Raw genomic sequence first — 17513 nt, forward strand, 5'->3', positions numbered from 1 at the left:
CATCACAACCGCCGTGCAGCTTTTGTTCTCAGCGTCCCGACGGAATGTATGGACGTGGACGCCGTACTCATCTACGACGGCGAGTGCCCATACTGCTCTGTGGCCGCGACTGCGCTGAAGCGTCTCGACGACGTCGAGGCCATCTCGTGGTACGACGACGCTGCACAGGCGTTTCTCGCCGAACAGTTCGACGAGATTCCCTTCGCGATGGTCCTCGCAGACCGACACGAAGGGAACGTGTACGCGGGCCGCGCCGCCGCGAAGGAACTCGCCGATAGAGCGGGGATGCCCGGTCTCGTCGGAAGTCTCGTCCGCGACAACTACGAGACGATTGCCCGCGTCGTCGGCGTCGCAAGTGGTCGGGGTCGTGACCCTGACGACGTCCACAGTCGATACCGGATGCACCCAGCGGCTCTCGAACAGTTCGACACGCTCGTTGCCAACGCTGAACCTCGACCCGCCGCCCTTTCGTAGCGGGCATCCCCTCCGACACTCGTGACCGTTCACTCGCTCGACCCCGGAACACTCGGGACCGACGACGACCCTCTTGACCTCGACACGCGTTCACCACGCGGAACCTACGCGCTGGTCTTCTCCGTTCCAGCGACGACCATCGATGTCGGAGCACTCGGAGCGTGCGCGTTCTCCGCTGGTGGGTACGTCTACGTTGGAAGTGCCTTCGGGGCTGGCGGACTCCGCCGTGTGCTCAGACACCGCCGTGTCGCCCACGGAGAACACGACGCCCGCCACTGGCACGTCGATTACCTCGGTGGCCACCCCGACGTCGAACTCTCTCGGGTGGTCTGTGTCACTGGAGACGACGTGGAATGTGAAGTTGCATCCGCGCTCGGGTCGGTCGCTGCCGCTGGATTCGGTTCGTCAGACTGCGACTGCGAAGCACATCTCTCTCAGTTTCAGGACGTCGAGACGGCCACGTCGCTCGTGGAGTCAGCGTTTCGAAGCAAAATGTGAAGGGGGGTCCCGCCCCCTTCTGCCGCCCAGACCGGGCCGGGCACCCCGGTCGAGGCGGCGTAGCCGGTTGTCAGAGGCACCCCGGCGATAGGTAGTACTCTGTCTAACCACTTTACTTCATCTCTCGGGTAACTCGGTCATGAGCTGAAAACAACTATATAAAGCTAACTGCTATTTATACGTTGTGGCCACCCGCACCGTTCATTTATGTGTCATGAATGTCTCATCCACTGATATGGGTGGGTTCGACCTCGAAGAGGCGTTCGACGTGCTCAGGTCACGAGCAGCGTTGCTCGCCGCGGTTGCCGACGCAGCGCAGACACCGGCCGACCTGGCCACCGAACTTGGAGTCTCCCGCTCGACTATCGACCGTGGTCTCAACGAGTTAGAGCGCGTTGGCTTCGTCGAGACTGTCGGTGGGACCGTGTTACTCACACTCTCCGGACGAATGGCTCTCAGCACTCACACTCGGTTCGTCGACCAACTGAACGACGTTGGCGAGGCGGCCGATGTACTCGAGCCACTCGCTCCCGACGCACCGTTCGACCCGGTGCTGGTGGACGGAAGTGACGCTATCGTCGCGTCGGACCCGGACGACGAGGAACCACTGAACAGGTTGACGTCGTTTATCGAGGACGCGAAGGCGGTACGCGGGTGCAAAATGGCCGCGCTCCCCGCCCAGGTCGACGCGTACTACCGACGTGTCACCACCGACACCATCTCGGTCCAACTCGTCGTCACGGAGGCAGTGGTCGAACGACTCGTCACCGAGTATCGGCCACAACTCGCCGAACTCTCCGCCATCGAATCCGTCTCGCTTCGGTCTATCGAGTCGCTTCCGTACGGTCTCCTCGTCGTCGAGCGACCGAGTGGGCCCGTCGCAGTCCTCTCGATATACAGTTCTGACGGACTCGTCGGTGTCGTTCACAACGACAGCACCGACGCTGTCTGCTGGGCACACTCACAAATCGACCGCTGGTGGGCGATGGCAGACCCACTTCCCGCTTCGACCACGTTCGAGGAGTGAACTCATCTGTTCCGCCTGCCACCCCAACGACTTACGATAGCCGAATCGAAGAGGGTCCAATGACGACGACGTTTCCTAGAATTCCGTATCTGGAGTGGATTTCTGACCGCGCCGAGGAGGCGACGTTCGACCTCGCGACGAGCGACCTTCGCGTGGCCGAAGACGACGACGCAATCGTCCCGCCTGTTCTCTCTTCGCTACCCGACCCCGAGGGCGAGACACTCGAAAGCCAACTCGCAGCCCGGTACGGCGTGCCCGAATCGTGGGTCCTGGTCACGTCGGGTGCGTCGAGTGCGAACTTCCTCGCAGCGTGTGCGCTGCTCGACGCTCCCACCGACGCCGACGCGGATGAAGACGAAACAGACGCGACTGGTGACGACGACGAACCACGACCACAGGTCCTCGTCGAGAAACCGGGGTACCAACCGCTGTGTGCGGTTCCCGAAGCACTGGGCGCTCGTGTCGATCGATTCGTCCGCCCGCCGGAGTACGACTACGATATCGAACCGCATCGAGTCGAAGCCGCAGCGTCCGAGTCGTTCGCGTACGCTGTCGTCACGAACCGACACAACCCGTCGGGACGTCTCGCCTCGCGTGCGGAACTCGCTGAATTGGCGAAACACACCTCCGACGCTGGCGGCCACCTCCTCGTCGACGAAGTGTACGCGCCGTACGTCGACCCTGCCCGCGACGGTCCGTTTGGCGGCGTGACTGCGGCAGGTCTCTCGAACGTCGTCACTACCGGGTCGTTGACGAAGTTCTACGGCCTCGGCGGCCTTCGAATCGGATGGATAATCGGCGACCCGGCCATCATCGACCGGGCACAGTCCGCATCGATGTACTTCCCGACGGTCGCACACCCGAGTCGGAACCTCGCGCGCCGCGCCCTTCACAACGCAGCCGAACTCGAACCAGCGGCCCGTGAGCACCTTTCGGCGAATCACGAACTGCTGGCGTCGTTCGTCTCTGACCGGCCACTGGTTTCGGGCCGAATCCACACCGGCGGGTCGTTCGCGTACCTCTCGCACGACGAACTCGATGGCGACGACGTCGCCGATGCCGCGTGGGAGGCAGGTGTGCTCGTCGTTCCCGGCCGCTTCTTCGACGCGCCAGCGTCGTTCAGAATCGCACTCGGCGGTGCCCCAGACGAGATGGCCGCCGGACTCGACGCGTTCGGAGACGTGCTGGACGAACTGTCGAACTGAGGTATCTGGTCTCCTGTAGGCGCACCACGTTCTCGCCTAGGTGAGTTTCTTCGATGTCTGTGAATTCGCCGATAGAGGTCTCAGAACGCGGGAATCTCCAACTTCGACTAAGTAGCTCCCCCACGTCAGTTCGGGAGAGGTGAAGTGAGATGCCAGACCCTTCTGAAGAACGACGAACCGACGACTCCGACGCACCCTCGACCCCGGCGTCCCGGACCCCGACTTTCCTACGCCGAGTTGGCCAACTTGCGGGTGTGGCCCTCGTGGGTGCCGCGTACTGGACAGTTATCAGGCCTCGAATGCTGAACTGGGGCGCAACACCCGCCGAGTCCCGGCGACCGCTCCCCGGTGATGCGCTGATACCGGAACCCGATGGTGAGTCGACGATGGCCATCAGTATCGACGCGCCGCCAGAGGAAATCTGGCCGTGGCTTCGGCAACTCGGCCAAGGCCGAGGTGGGTTCTACAGTTACGAGTGGGCAGAGAACCTCGTCGGCCTCGACATCCACAACGCCGACGAACTCATCCCCGAGTATCAGGACCTCGACATCGGAGATACCGTTCGACTCGGTGACCCTGACCGGTTCCCCGACACCACACTCGAAGTCGTGGTACTCAGCCCCGAACAGGCGCTCGTCCTCCAGAGTCCGACGCAACCACCGTGGTGGGTCTGGTCGTTCGTCCTCGACCCCGTGACCGAGACGGAGACGCGTCTCGTCGTCCGTTCGCGGATTCGACTCCCGCAGAACCCGGTCGTCCAGTTCGCGAGTCAAGCAGTGCTCGACCCGGTGACGTTCGTGATGACTCGCGGGATGCTGCTCGGAATCAAGACCCGTGTCGAATCGACCGCCCGTGAGGCCGCACTGCTCGACGCGTGACGAGTGTCGAACGTCGAGATTCGGCCTCGAAGAAGAAACGACCGTCGAACGGACCAGCCCAGTCCGATTCGACGGGCATGTAGGGTACCGCGTTCCGTTTGCCCTGTTCACCGAACCCGTGCCGGTGTGAGAGTCGAGTCCGTTCCTACGCCCCGATGGCGCGGGCGAGCATCTCGACTGGGTGCGGCGGTTCCTCGTCGACGCCCATGTCTTCGAGTTGCGACCGGCAGGACGCGCCGGGGGCGACGACGACATCTCCCGGACTGTCTGCGACCTGACCGGAGAGGATGTCTCCGATGGCCATCGACATGGAGTAGTGTTCTGCCTCGTAGCCGAACGACCCGGACATGCCACAGCACGTCGAGTCCAGCGGGTCCACGTCGAATCCAGCGCGACGGAGGACGCCCACCGCGTGGTGGTCTTTCTTCGTGGACTTCTGGTGACAGTGACCGTGGTACGTCAGGTAATCGTTCTGCGGGAGGAACGAGAGGTTCTCGTCCAGTCGGAACGTGTCGAAGTACTCCATGATACCGAAGGAGTTGGCCGCGACGGCCTCCACGTCGTCGCCGGAGAGCAAGTCGAGGTAGTCCGACTGGAACATCACGGCATCCGATGGTTCACAGAGGACGATGTCCCAGTCCTCTTCGACGAAGGGTGCGAGCACCTCGACGTTCTGCTCCGCGTCGGCGCGGGCCTTGTCGAGGAAGCCCTTCGAGTGCGGCGGTCGGCCGGACCCGGCGACACCGTCGGGGATACGAACGTGGACGTTCGCGGCTTCGAGCGCTTCCACGGCCGCTTTCCCGACTTCTGGGTGGTTGTAGTTCGTGTAGGTGTCCGGGAACAACAGCACCTTCCGGTCGGCCTGTGCTTCTGCGATGCTCGCGGCGCCACGCGACTCGAACCACTCGACGAAGCTCGTCGAGTGGAACTTCGGCAGCGAGCGTTCTTTCGCGATACCGATGGTCTTCTCCATCAGTGTCCGCGCACCGGGAATCTTCGTCGCCGCGTTGGCGACTGGCGCGAACGCCGACCCATATGCAGACAGCGAGTCGATGTTGGCGAAAATCTTGTCGCGGAGGCTCGACCCGTTGCGCTGGTGGTACTCGTGCACCACTTCGGCTTTCATCTTCGCCATGTCGACGCCACTCGGGCAGTCTTTCGAACAGCCCTTACAGCCGACACAGAGGTCCAGCACCTCGTGGACGAACTCGTCGGTGAACATCTCGTCTTCTGGGAGGCCACCGCTCATCGCCTGTCGGAGCATGTTGGCGCGGCCGCGTGTCGCCTGAATCTCCTCTTCGGCGGCACGGAACGTCGGACACATGACGCCGCCGACGGTCGACTGTTGACCGCGACAGCCAGCACACCCGTGACAGAGCTCGACCATGCCTTCGAAGCCGTTGTCGTTGTCCCAGTTCAGCGCGGGGTCGAACCCAGCGTCGAAGTCGTAGTCGGGTGAGAACCGGAGGTTCTCGGTCAAATCGTACTCTCCGCAGATGTTCCCCGGGTTGAGCAACCAGTCGGGGTCGAACTCGCTCTTCAGGTCGCGGAAGACGTTCCAGAGGTGGTCACCGTACAGTTTGCGGTTCCACTGGGTTCGGGCCCGACCGTCGCCGTGTTCACCAGAGACCGACCCACCGTACTTGACGACGAGGTCGGTCACTTCGTCCGCGATGGCTTCGTACGTCTCGACGCCTTCGACGGTCTTCGTGTTGATGAGCGGGCGGATGTGGAGGACGCCCGGACCGGCGTGTGCGTAGTACGACGCGAAGGTGTCGTGTTCGTCGAGGATGTCCTGGAAGTCAGAGACGTAGTCGGGGAGGTTCTCCGCCGGGATGGCGGTGTCCTCGATGTACGCGATGTGCTTCTCGTCGGTCGTCCGCGAGAGCAGAATCGGGAGTCCCGACTTGCGCATCTTCCAGAACTTCGCGCGGGTGTCGGCGTCGTGTGCCTCCATGAAGTCGGTCGCGCGACGTTCTTTGTCGGTCACCGAGGCGGACCCACCGTTGGGTTCGAACTCGGTCCCGTCGGGGTCGATGACGCGGTCTTCGATGAGGTCTGCGACTTTCTGTTTGCCATCCTCGTCGGAGTCCGCGTAGAACTCGACGAGGAGCGTGGAGTCCGTTCCCTCCGGAAGCATCCCGACCACGTCGGCGAACTCGGCCGTGTCGCGCGCCAAGTCGAGGAGCACGTCGTCCATGACCTCGACGGCCGCGGGTTCGTGTTCGAGGATGGGCGCGACGTCGTGCATCGCGTCGATGACGTCGTCGTAGGTGAGAAGTGCGACCGACGCCGTCTCCGGGATGGTCTCCAGCGAGACAGTTGCCTTCGTGACGATTGCCAGCGTCCCTTCGCTCCCCGCGATGAGGCGACCGAGGTTGACGGTCCCTGCTTCCCACTCGTCGTCGATGCCGGTGTCGTCGGGAGTCCGACGTTCACCGCGCATCTCGTCGACGAGCATGTCGAGGTTGTACCCCGAGACGTTGCGTTTGAGGTCAGGGTACCGTTCGGATATCTCGTCTGCCTCTTCGTCGAGAATCTGGGCGACTTTCGCGTAGATTCGCTCTTCGAGCGTGCCTTCGGGGTCGCCTGCTTCACGAAGCTCGTCGACGCTCACTTCTCCGAGCGTCGTCACCGTCCCGTCTGCGAGGACGACTTCGAGTTCTTCGATGTAGTAGTCGGTCTTGCCGTACTTCAGGGAGTGTGCCCCGGTCGAGTTGTTGCCGATTGCGCCACCGAGGGCGGAGCGGTCACCCCACGCCGGGTCGGGCGCGAACTTCAGGCCGTGTGGCGCCAGTTCTTCGTTCAGTTCGCCGAGACGGACACCGACCTGTGCGGTCGCCGTTCGTGTGTCGGGGTTGACGTCGGTGACCTCGCCCATGTGACGAACGAGGTCGAGGACGACGGCCTCGTTGACCGTCTGCCCGGCGAGACTCGTGCCGCCGCCTCGCGGGAGGACGGGTATCTCTCGCTCGGCGCAGTACTCCATCACCGCCGCCACGTCTGCCGTCGATTTCGGCATGACGACGCCGATGGGCATCTTCTCGTACGCCGAGGCGTCCGTGGCGTACAGCGTTCTCGTGTAGGTGTCGAATCGCACGTCGCCCTCGACGATAGATTCGAGGTCTTCGACCAGCCCTGGCCGCTCTACGTCGTCGCTGACGTAGTCGTAGTTCCCCTCCAGCGAAGGGTCAGCGGCCGCTTCGTGCGTGTTAGATGCCATTGATTAGTCTCTCTAGTAGTGGATTTGTGTGAAACAATAAAGACACCCGGAAACGGGTGTTTGTATTTTCATTCGTGAACGATTCTCCGTCCGAACGTCCACTGTTCAGAACACGCCGGGGAACAGCACGTAGCTGAACAGGAGCGTCAGGATGCCAGTGGCAGTGCCGTAGTAGACGAGCGGGATGAGTTCGAGACGGATGACGCGACCCTCTTCGCCGACGAGGCCGACGACCGCGAGCGCGGCGACGACGTTGTGGACGGCGATGAGGTTACCGATGGCACCACCGACTGCCTGCGCACCAAGCATGATGGTCTTCGGCGTGCCAATCGAGTCTGCGACACCGTACTGGAAGGTACCGAACAGGATGTCGGAGACGGTGTTCGACCCTGCGAGGAACGCACCGAACGCGCCCACGTACGCGGCGAAGAACGGGTAAGCCGAGCCAGCGACGCTCGCCATGCCCTCGGAGAGGACGATGAGCATGCTGTCCGAACCGGTTGCTGCGCCGGACTGGAGCATAATCTGCACCGTCGCGACGGCGAACAGCAGTGCGACGACTGCGGGTGCGACCTTCTCGACGGTCTCTGCCCACGAGGCCTTGATCTCTTCACTCCGCATTCCGTGAATCGGAATCGTCACGAGGTGCACTGCGATGAACACTGCACCGGGGAGGTAGAGGAACGCGAAGTCGTTTCCGAGACCCGTTCCGAGGATGTTGCTCCATCCAACGACGAACAGGTCACTCGTGATGAAGGCCTTGACAGGGTCGGCGACGCGGGTAACGACGAGCAGGAGCGCGACGAGCGCGTACGGCGTCCACGCCTTCAGGAGCGACATCTGACCGGCAGACGCCGGCATGCTGGACTGAACCGACCCACCGTCGGCGGCGACGGTGACGTTGTCGTTCGTCGACTCGCCGGGCTCGATGTCACCAACCCAGTGGTCGGGCCACGACGATTCTGGGGCGAAGTCCCACTCTTCGTCGGGGTGGAAGAGGCCAGCCTTGAGCGCGCTGACCGTCACGGCGAGACCGACCATCGACCCGAGAAGACCCGGGAACTCCGGTCCGAGGAAGTACGCGGTGAGGAAGTACGGAACCGAGAAGGACGCCCACGCGAACAGCGTCAGGGGAAGCACTTCGAGTGCCGGCTTGATGGACTTCTCTTCACCGAAGAAGCGCGTCATCATGGCGACACCGATGAACGGAAGCGCGATACCGACGACGACGTGGTGCATGGCAGCGAACACTGCGATTTCGCTGACCCACGCGGCGATGGACTCGTAGCCTCCAGCACCGAGAACTGTGGTGCTGATCGTCTCGACGCCCTCGAAGATGTCGATCATCCCGATGATGAGCGGCGTCCCGACGGCACCGAACGTAATCGCCATGAGGTTACCCGTGAGGGCGACAACGACGGCGGCCAGCGGCGGGAAGCCAAGGCCGACGAGGAGCGGGCCGACGATTGCTGCGGGCGTCCCGAAGCCGGCGGCCGACTCGATGAACGATCCCATGAGGAAGACGAGCAGGACGACCTGCACGCGACGGTCCTCACTGATGGATGCGAAGCCGTTGTTGATGGAGTCGAACGCGCCCGTCTGCTTGAGCGTGTACAGAAGTAGGATTGCGCCGAAAACGATGTACAGGATGTTCGCCGCAGTGATGAACCCGTTAATCGTCGCAGCAGCAATCCACGTCGGGGTCATGCCCCAGCCGACGACACCAGCGCCGATCGCGACCAACCACGCGACCGGCATCGCCCGCGTCGCGGGCCAATACCGACCGACCATGAGGTATGCGATGGTCAGAAGCGGCAGCAGCGCGATGAGTGCATCGGTCGCACTAACCATGCTGCTCACCTCCACAGTTCGTCCCAGCCATTTCCGTTCCAGATTCGTGCCTGATGCAGAGCATCGTGGAATCTGCTACACAACTTTTGTGATAAATATCTATCGTTCGTCGCTATTCATGACATATCTTGCTCTCGGACCAGTTCGGTGGTTCGACACCCAGTACACTCGTGTGTAAGTGAGCCAAGTATCGGTTAAAACCCCAATTTCGGCCAGTTCAGAGGCTCTGGATACCATTTGATTTTTCGTGTCTTTTTGCTGAGAGTGGGACTCGAACGACCGATTCATTCGTGTGAATTGGCCAGTATATACGAGTGCATTGGTGTTTCAGTCGTGTGCAAAGGCTTATACACTCGTGTGTAAAGGTCAACTCATGGAAGAGGAGTCTCGCGCGCGTTCCCGAAACGAGCACGGCCAGTACGTGGGGCGCATCCCACTGGAGGCGGTTCTGGAGGTGTTCGACGAACGGGACGACGCCGCTCGGCCACTCACTGCGGCCGACGTGATGGAGGCACTCGACTGCTCTCGCCGGACGGCGCACAACAAACTGAACGAACTCGAAGAACAGGGCGACCTCGCGACCAGAAAAGTCGGGGCCCGGAGTCGCGTCTGGTGGGTTCCGTTGACTGGTGAGTCTCACCGTGCACGTGCGTCCTCGGAATCGAGTACCGACCAGTCGGCGACGGACGATGCGACAGCGACTGGCGTCGACGTCGAGGATACTCGACGCGTCGTCGACCACCCACCTGCAGTTTCGAACGCAATCGAACAGGCCGACTTGCCGGGGAGTGGGCCGATGCTGGACGCCCGACGCGAAGCACTCTCAGCGGCGTACGACTATCTAACCGACCATCCCGAGGCGAAGAAGGCAGATTTCCTTCGTGACGTGTACTTCCAGTACCCGGCAGGATTCGAATCCGCAGAAGGGTGGTGGAACGCGATTCAACCCGCACTCAAGCAACTCCCCGGTGTCGACCCACCGGAAGAGCGTGGTCACATCTGGCACTTCCTCGGTGGGTAAGCACGACTCGGCGTGGACTGCTGCACCCTACGAATTTATACCGCATCAGGCCACAGTCTCGGCCAACGTATCGATGTCAATCGATTCACCGGCCGATAGAACCGTCGTGGAGTGGGTCACTCGATGAGTGACGGTCACGTCGCCCCCGACCCTGCCGACCGGCCACAGATGGAATCGACTGACGACGACGACCCGAGCGACGAATCGTCACCGAATCGAAGCACCGCAGAAGAGGCGGACGTTCGAGGTGTCTCCGGTGGCGACGACGTGTACGCCTCGGAAATCGAAGGAAAACAGTATCGCGGCACGTGGTACCTCCCGCTTCGCTACGACACCTTAGACGAGTCTCCCGACTCAGACGAGTACCCCGAACAAGGCACCGGCGGGTCGTTCCGCCTCACCGACCTTCCGCGCGTTCCACGCGTCGGCCACGTCGTGGGGCCGTCGGCGATAATGCTCGGTGCCTCGCTCGGAAGTGGTGAGACGCTCTTTTGGCCCGTCTTGACCGCACAGTTCGGCTGGCTGGTGTTCTGGGCGTTCATCATCGGCGTCTTCACCCAGTTCGTCATCAACACGGAACTTCAGCGCTGGACGCTCGCGACTGGTGAGAGCATCTTTCGCGCGTTCGCACGCGTGGGGACCTACTGGCCGTGGGCGTTCTTGTTCGGTGGCCTCGTCAGTCTCGGCTGGCCCGGATGGGCCGCTGGGGCCGCACAGGTCGCTGCGACAGCACTCGGATTGAGTGGGTCGGTCAGCTTCCTCGGGTTCTCCATCGCCACGTGGAAACTCATCGCTGTCGGCCTGATGGCGCTCATCTGGCTCTCGTATCAGACCTCGTCTGTCATGTACAACGCCGTCGAGGTGTTCCAGATTGGGCTCCTGTTCGTCGCCATCGGTGCGACGTTGATGCTCGTCGGTGTCACCGGCTCGTGGGTCGAATTCTCCACCGTCCCCGACGCTGCGCAGTCGATTGGGAGTCTCCCGGCAGGCGTCGACATCGCCGTCTTCCTCGGCGGCCTCGCCTTCGCTGGCGCTGGCGGGTATCTCAACCTCTCGCAGAGTCTCTGGATGCGAGAGAAAGGATACGGGATGGGCAACTACCAAGGGCGAGTGAAGAATCCACTCCGCGGCGACGACCCGGAACCCATCGAACGCGACGGGTTCACCTTCCGTCCGACGGTGACGAACCTTCGGCGATGGCGTGGGTGGTGGCGCGTCGTCCAACTCGAACACCTGCTAACGTTCGTTCTCGGACTCCTCGTCGTCGCACCCGCGCTCATGAGTGTCGCCATGAAGTACGCCCCCGGGACGACGACCGACGCCATCCAGATGTGGTTGGGTGACGTCGTTCCCCTCCTCGGTCCTGTCGGGTCGTTCCTCGTCTTCGCCATCCTCTTCGTCGCGCTCTTCACGACCGAATACGCCATCGTCGAATCGTTCGTCCGCAACAGTGCCGACGCGCTCTACGAGTCCTACGGCCGTGAAGCTGGGTGGGACCTCCCGAAGCTGTTCTGGCGACTGCTCACCGCGTTCTGCGTCTGGGGCGTCGTCATCATCCTCGTGTTCACGTCACCGTTCGAGGGCCGCGAACCGTTCTTCTTCCTCGTCGTCGGCGCAGCGATGTCTGGCGTGATGATGTGGCCGTACACCGCACTCGTCCTCGTGATGAACACGACGCGACTCCCCGAACACATCCAACCCGGATGGGGCCGCGTCGTGGCGATGTGGTGGGCGACTGGGTTCTACGGGTACTTCTCGGTCCTCCTCGTTGGGACGACGTTGGCCGAATTCGGACTCACGGCGTTCGAGACGGCCCCGTCGATTCTCGGCAGCAGCGTCGGCGGGTACGCCCTCTGGGCCGTCTACTTCGTCGTCCAAGCGTACACGGTCGGGAAGTCCGCCGCTGGCAAACGTGCCGCTTCCGGGACCGTCCCCGACGCAGCGGAGGCCAGCGGATGGTTCTCATAACTCTCGATATCCTTCATCATTAACCGTAGTAGGGCTGTTTGAACCCGAAGAACGATTATGTAGAACGCGCAAGCCGTGAATATGTCAACCGGCACGGTTGCGACGTTCGAGGACTCACTCGAACGACTCGAAGTAGGCTGGACACACACGTCTTCGGGAGAGTTGTCCACAGTCCTTCGCGAGGTCTGTGACGACCCTGCTGTTGGCGTCGAACTTCCGTACGACGGTGTCGAACTCCCGCCGTGGGTGAACACCGACCCGACACCTGCCGACCTCCGAGCGGCGAACGTCGGCATCACGGCGGCAGGAATCGCGATTGCAGACTACGGGAGCGTCGTCGTGCAGGGCACGCCCGACGGCGTCGAACCCGTGAGTCTGTTCGGCGACCTCCACGTCGCCGTCCTCCGGAAGTCAGACATCGTCTCGGGCATGCCCGAGGCGTTCGAATGGCTCGGCGAGGAGTTCCGGACGGGCCACGACTCTGCGATTATCGCCACCGGTCCGAGCGCGACTGCCGACATGGGTGCGCTGGTGAAGGGTGCGCACGGCCCAAAAGACGTCCACGTGGTGATTCTCGATGAGTAAGGCACGCGAAGCGAAGGCGGCGAAGATTCGCCAGTTGATGGAGACCGAAGGCGACGCCGTCAACACGAGTACGAGCGGATTCAACGAGGGCCGATACCAGGCGGTCCAGACGCTCGACGATTACGAGGGGCTGAAAGCCGAGGCTCGAGCGATCAAAGAAGACGCCATCGAGCGACTCCCCGACCTTCTCGACCAACTCCGAGAGACCATCGAGGAGAACGGCGGGACGATGTACATCGCCGACGACGCCGCGGACGCGAACCGCTACATCCGGGAGGTGTGCGAGGACAAAGATGCCGAACGCGTCGTCAAGTCGAAGTCGATGACCTCCGAGGAGATCGAGGTCAACGACGAACTCGAAGCAGCGGACGTCGACGTGGTCGAGACGGACCTCGGTGAGTGGGTCCTCCAGGTCGCCGACGAGGCACCCTCGCACATCGTCGCCCCCGCCATCCACAAGTCGCGGGAGGCCATCGCCGACCTGTTCAACGAGACGTTCGAACCCGACGAACCGCTGCAGACGGCAGAAGAACTCACGATGTTCGCCCGCCAGCAACTCGGCGAACTCATCGAAGGTGCCGACGTGGGCATGACCGGTGCCAACTTCATCACCGCCGACACGGGGACGATGGCGCTCGTCACCTCTGAAGGGAACGCCCGAAAGACGGCCGTCGTTCCGGACACGCACGTCGCCGTCGCCGGCGTCGAGAAAGTCGTCCCGGCGGTCGAAGACCTCCAGCCCTTCATCGAACTCATCGGCAAGTCGGGCACGGGGCAGAACATCACCTCTTACATCTCGCTTCTCACGCCGCCTGTGGAGTCGCCGACGGTCGATTTCGACGACCCTGACACTCCAATCACTGAGAACGAGACCGACCGCGACTTCCACCTCGTCCTCATCGACAACGGTCGCCTCGACATGCGCGACGACGAGCAGTTGCGCGAGACGCTCTACTGCATCCGATGTTCGGCCTGTTCGAACGTCTGCGCCAACTTCCAGCACGTCGGCGGTCACGCCTTCGGTGGCGAGACGTACTCCGGCGGCATCGGAACCGGGTGGGAAGCCGGTGTCGAAGGCCTCGACTCTGCTGCGGAGTTCAACGACCTCTGTACCGGGTGTAGCCGGTGTACCACTGCCTGCCCGGTCAACATCGACATCCCGTGGATAAACACGGTCGTTCGCGACCGGGTGAACCGTGGTGAGGTGTCGGAAGTCGATTGGCTCGTCGACGGACTCACCCCCGACGAAGAACCCGGTGGCGTCAGCCTCCAGAAACGCTTCTTCGGCAACTTCGAGACGGCCGCGAAGGTCGGGAGCACCTTCGCTCCCGTCTCCAACTGGGTCACTCAGACGTCCGTCTCTCGGAACCTCATGGAACGGTTCCTCGGCATCGACGCTCGCCGCGAACTCCCCTCGTTCCAGCGCGAGACGCTGAAAGACTGGTTCGACGCGCGTGACTCACACGTCCAGAACCCGACGCGAACCGCCGTGCTCTACCCCGACGTGTACACGAACCACGTGCAGGTCGAACGCGGGAAGGCGGCGGTCCGCACCCTCGAAGCCCTCGGTGTCGACGTGGTCGTCCCCGACGTTCGCTCGTCGGGTCGCGCTCCGCTGTCGCAGGGGATGATTGCCACCGCCGAAGACCACGCGCACGACGTGTACGCCGGCCTCGCAGAGTACATCGACGAGGGTCGCGACATCGTCGTCATCGAACCCTCGGACCTCGCGATGTTCGACAACGAGTACGAGAAGTTCCTCTCCGAGAAGTCGTTCCAGCGCCTCTCCGACAGTAGCTTCGAGGTGATGGAGTACGTCTTCGGCCTGCTCGAAAACGGTGCGCCGACCGACGCCCTCGAATCGACCGACAGCGAGGAAGTCGCCTACCACAGTCACTGCCAGCAGCGAACCCTCGGCCTCGAAGGCTACACCGAGGCGGTCCTCGCTGACCTCGGCTACGACGTGGCCACTTCCGACGTGGAGTGCTGCGGGATGGCCGGGTCGTTCGGCTACAAATCGGAGTACTACGAACTGAGTATGGACGTTGGCTCTGAACTGCAAGGGCAGTTCCAGACCGACGAGACGCGAAATCGGACGGTCGTCGCCAGCGGCACCTCCTGTCTCGAACAACTCGACTCACTGCTTCGCCGGCCGTCGCGACACCCGGTCGAGCTCATCGCACCGCGGCGATAATCCTCCCCGCGGTTCGATTGTTTCGCTTCGATGTCCGACGCCCGTCAGCCACGTGTCTGCGCCCGCTGTCGAACGCTACGAACTATTAAGACCCGGCATCCCAATTTGGCGGATATGGACGGGACGCCCGAAGAGATTACGACGCTCGTAGGCCGTGAGGTCTACTCGAACAACGGTGTGTTCGTCGGCGAGGTCGAAGACGTCCGCCTCGACTTAGACCACGAGACGGTCACTGGACTCGCGCTGACGGCCCTGAACAACGAACTGTTCCGAAACCAAATCGAACCCGGCAAGGGTGTACTCATCCCGTATCGATGGGTCCGCGCGGTCGGTGACGTCATCCTCATCAACGACGTTATCGAGCGACTGAAAAATCCCGAAGAAGACGAAGAGTCGCTCCTCGCCTGAGTTCTTAACTCCCGTTTCCGCTCTCGCCGCTCTCCACACCCATCGCCTGGAAGAGCTTGCGCTTTACCGCTTCTTCGGTGAGCTGCAAGAGCGTGTCCCGGTTGTCGTCGTTCGTCTCGATACCGGTGAAGATGCCGAGTGGAATCTCGACAGACCCTTGCGTCGAGTGGCCGCCCGCTTCGCCGATACCCGTGAACGCATCGCTCAGAATTTTTCCGATGTTCATGCGGATGTCCTTCGAGCGAGCGGCGAGATAGATGGTGTCGTCGGCGATGCCGAAGACGGCCGTCGTCGTGATGCCTTCGAGATTCAGCAGGTGTTGGGCCGCTTGCGTGAGCGCGTCTCGGTCACGGATGAACCCCGCGTTCGAGACGAGGTGCGACCCCTGTACGTCTCGATTCTGGATGGCTTCGGCGAGCACGTCCAGCGTCTCGGGCGACATCGACGGCGACTCGACTTTCTCTAAGGTGTCGTGGTCGGCGAAGGGATACAGGTACGCCGCAGCGGTCAGGTCCGCAGGCGTCGTATCTCGCTTGAAGTCCAGCGTCTCGGCGCGGATTCCGTACAGAAGCGCCGTGGCGACTGCTTTCGAGGGACTCAGGTCGAACTCCTGGATGTACTTGGTGAGGATGGTCGACGTCGACGAGACGTTCGGGCGGATGTCGGTAAAGCGGGCGTCGATGCCCTCGTCGGGTTCGAAGTGGTCGATGAACACCGTGATTTCGGCCTCGCCGAGGTCGGGCATCCCGGACTTCATGTGGTCGACGAGTGCGACTGCGCCGTACTCTTCGAGCGGTTTCGCGTCCGACCGCGGCGTGAGTTCGATACCGAGGATGTTCACGAACGCCCGGTTCTCTTGGTGGCCCATGTCACCCGAGTAGAGGATGTCGGCCTCGATGTCGTACTCGCGAGCGATGGCCTGCAGGGCGATTGCCGACGCGAGTGAGTCCGGGTCGGGATTGTCGTGTGTGAGAATCGCCAGCCCGTGGTCTGTCTCACGCAGGATGTCGGCGAGTTGCCGGGCTTTGTACTCCAGTTCGCCGGATTCGACGCTCCGGAGTGCGGAGTCGGCGATGACCTCCGAGGGGTTGATGACTACGTCGGCGCCGAGTTGCGTCAGTTCGTCTTCGGAGACTGGGTCCGACGCACGGACGACGATGAACTTGTCGTCACCGCGGTCGCGCATGGTGGACACCGCGGCTTTGTTCGCTTCGACGTCCGACGAGAGGATGAGGACGACGTCCCGGTCTGCGACGACTTCGGCCAGTTCTGGCTCGGAGATATCGGTTGTCTGCGCGTTCAGGTCCTGGTCGCGCAGGGATTCGACGCGGCTTTCGTCCTTGTCGAGGATGAGGACATCTTTGCCCTCGTCCGCCAGCTCTTCGGCCACGGCGTGCCCGACGCTCCCACAGCCGAGAATCGCATACGTGGACATCGAAGAGACACTGACGCCTGCACTCATTGTTGCCCGCTACTCGGCTAGGGCGACACTTAACACCCACCGTTTGTCACCACTCTGTGAGTGTGTGCGTCTGTGCCGTCGTCGTACAGAAAGGAAAGTCATTTTACCTACCACGGGTTACGGGAAATTGCAGCAAGGGCCGGTAGCTCAGTTAGGCAGAGCGTCTGACTCTTAATCAGACGGTCGCGTGTTCAAATCGCGTCCGGCCCACTTCCTTCCTTCCCGAAGCAACACGACGAGCGCTGAGTGTCGTCTCTGGACGACAACTGTCTGCAGCGAACTCACCTGACGAATTCTTCGAACTCTATCGACTCTGGCAGAACGTCTATGAACACACCTTTCGCGTCTGTTTTCTCCTCGTCAGCGAACTCGTACGTTCCTTCTGGGCCGTTTTCGACTGCGAGATGGATTCGGGTCGTTTCCCCTCCGACGACCTCTTTGTACGCTTTTTTCGATGTATATTCCTCTGGCCCGCCTGGTGGGAGTGTAAACGCGTCTCGAAGCAGCTGTTTCCCGTCGGAGAGACGCGTAACTTCGAGTGTCGCATCGACTGCTGCCGTCGTTTTATTCACAATCGAAATGTCTGCCTGATGGTCGGTGATGGCCGAACAGCCTGCAACTCCGCCCATTCCGAGTCCAAGACCGGCGACAATCTGCCGTCTCGTGAAATCCACAGCTGGTCTCGCTTCTCCCGGTCTAAATGTTTTCTGCCAATCACG

At 62.1% G+C, this 17513-nt stretch carries 14 protein-coding genes and 1 tRNA gene; 11 read left to right on the forward strand and 4 right to left on the reverse strand.

Annotated features, from left to right (window positions below; genetic code table 11):
* Window positions 1-48 precede the first annotated feature (48 nt).
* The 5 genes from GJR98_RS09665 (at window position 49) to GJR98_RS09685 (ending at window position 4082) form a co-directional block, all read left to right on the forward strand.
* Window positions 49-474 carry a DCC1-like thiol-disulfide oxidoreductase family protein gene (locus GJR98_RS09665; RefSeq protein WP_151137738.1) on the forward strand — a complete coding sequence of 142 codons (426 nt, stop codon included), beginning with the start codon at window positions 49-51 and terminating at the stop codon, window positions 472-474.
* A gap of 21 nt (window positions 475-495) precedes the next feature.
* Window positions 496-972: a GIY-YIG nuclease family protein gene (locus GJR98_RS09670; protein ID WP_151137741.1), complete on the forward strand. Its 477-nt coding sequence runs from the start codon at window positions 496-498 to the stop codon at window positions 970-972.
* 235 nt (window positions 973-1207) lie between these two features.
* Window positions 1208-1999: a helix-turn-helix transcriptional regulator gene (locus GJR98_RS09675; protein WP_151137743.1), complete on the forward strand. Its 792-nt coding sequence runs from the start codon at window positions 1208-1210 to the stop codon at window positions 1997-1999.
* A 59-nt stretch (window positions 2000-2058) separates the two neighbouring features.
* Window positions 2059-3204, forward strand: a complete 1146-nt coding sequence (locus GJR98_RS09680) for a pyridoxal phosphate-dependent aminotransferase (protein ID WP_151137746.1) — start codon at window positions 2059-2061, stop codon at window positions 3202-3204.
* Between the two features lie 149 nt (window positions 3205-3353).
* Window positions 3354-4082, forward strand: coding sequence for a hypothetical protein (locus tag GJR98_RS09685; RefSeq protein WP_225316392.1), 729 nt, complete (start codon window positions 3354-3356; stop codon window positions 4080-4082).
* 145 nt (window positions 4083-4227) lie between these two features.
* On the opposite strand, the gene GJR98_RS09690 is transcribed toward GJR98_RS09685, so the two are convergent.
* Together GJR98_RS09690 and GJR98_RS09695 are read right to left on the reverse strand one after the other, a co-directional pair.
* Window positions 4228-7305: an FAD-binding and (Fe-S)-binding domain-containing protein gene (locus GJR98_RS09690; protein WP_151137748.1), complete on the reverse strand. Its 3078-nt coding sequence runs from the start codon at window positions 7303-7305 to the stop codon at window positions 4228-4230.
* A gap of 105 nt (window positions 7306-7410) precedes the next feature.
* Window positions 7411-9156, reverse strand: coding sequence for an L-lactate permease (locus tag GJR98_RS09695; protein ID WP_151137751.1), 1746 nt, complete (start codon window positions 9154-9156; stop codon window positions 7411-7413).
* Between the two features lie 373 nt (window positions 9157-9529).
* Here GJR98_RS09695 and GJR98_RS09700 point away from each other — a divergent pair, with 373 nt between their 5' ends.
* The 5 genes from GJR98_RS09700 to GJR98_RS09720 all read left to right on the forward strand — a co-directional run bounded on the left by GJR98_RS09700 (window position 9530) and on the right by GJR98_RS09720 (window position 15332).
* Window positions 9530-10177, forward strand: a complete 648-nt coding sequence (locus GJR98_RS09700; protein WP_151137754.1) for an HTH domain-containing protein — start codon at window positions 9530-9532, stop codon at window positions 10175-10177.
* Window positions 10178-10300: 123 nt separating this feature from the next.
* Window positions 10301-12145 carry an Nramp family divalent metal transporter gene (locus GJR98_RS09705; protein ID WP_151137756.1) on the forward strand — a complete coding sequence of 615 codons (1845 nt, stop codon included), beginning with the start codon at window positions 10301-10303 and terminating at the stop codon, window positions 12143-12145.
* 81 nt (window positions 12146-12226) lie between these two features.
* Window positions 12227-12730, forward strand: a complete 504-nt coding sequence (locus GJR98_RS09710) for an LUD domain-containing protein (RefSeq protein ID WP_151137759.1) — start codon at window positions 12227-12229, stop codon at window positions 12728-12730.
* Entirely contained in the window at window positions 12723-14924 is a 2202-nt protein-coding gene (locus tag GJR98_RS09715) for an LUD domain-containing protein (RefSeq protein WP_151137761.1), read from the forward strand. Before GJR98_RS09710 ends, GJR98_RS09715 begins: the two co-directional genes overlap by 8 nt.
* Before the next feature lie 114 nt (window positions 14925-15038).
* Window positions 15039-15332: a PRC-barrel domain-containing protein gene (locus GJR98_RS09720; RefSeq protein ID WP_058570725.1), complete on the forward strand. Its 294-nt coding sequence runs from the start codon at window positions 15039-15041 to the stop codon at window positions 15330-15332.
* A gap of 4 nt (window positions 15333-15336) precedes the next feature.
* Here the strand turns inward: GJR98_RS09720 and GJR98_RS09725 are convergent, their stop codons facing one another.
* Window positions 15337-16794: a DHH family phosphoesterase gene (locus GJR98_RS09725; RefSeq protein WP_151137764.1), complete on the reverse strand. Its 1458-nt coding sequence runs from the start codon at window positions 16792-16794 to the stop codon at window positions 15337-15339.
* 136 nt (window positions 16795-16930) lie between these two features.
* On the opposite strand from GJR98_RS09725, the gene GJR98_RS09730 reads away from it, so the two are divergent.
* Window positions 16931-17004 (forward strand) — tRNA-Lys (locus GJR98_RS09730).
* 71 nt (window positions 17005-17075) lie between these two features.
* Here GJR98_RS09730 and GJR98_RS09735 read toward each other — a convergent pair.
* Complete coding sequence (locus tag GJR98_RS09735; protein ID WP_151137767.1) at window positions 17076-17468, reverse strand: hypothetical protein; 393 nt, start codon at window positions 17466-17468, stop codon at window positions 17076-17078.
* Window positions 17469-17513 lie beyond the last annotated feature (45 nt).

The organism is Haloferax marinisediminis (assembly GCF_009674585.1).
Lineage (GTDB): Archaea > Halobacteriota > Halobacteria > Halobacteriales > Haloferacaceae > Haloferax > Haloferax marinisediminis.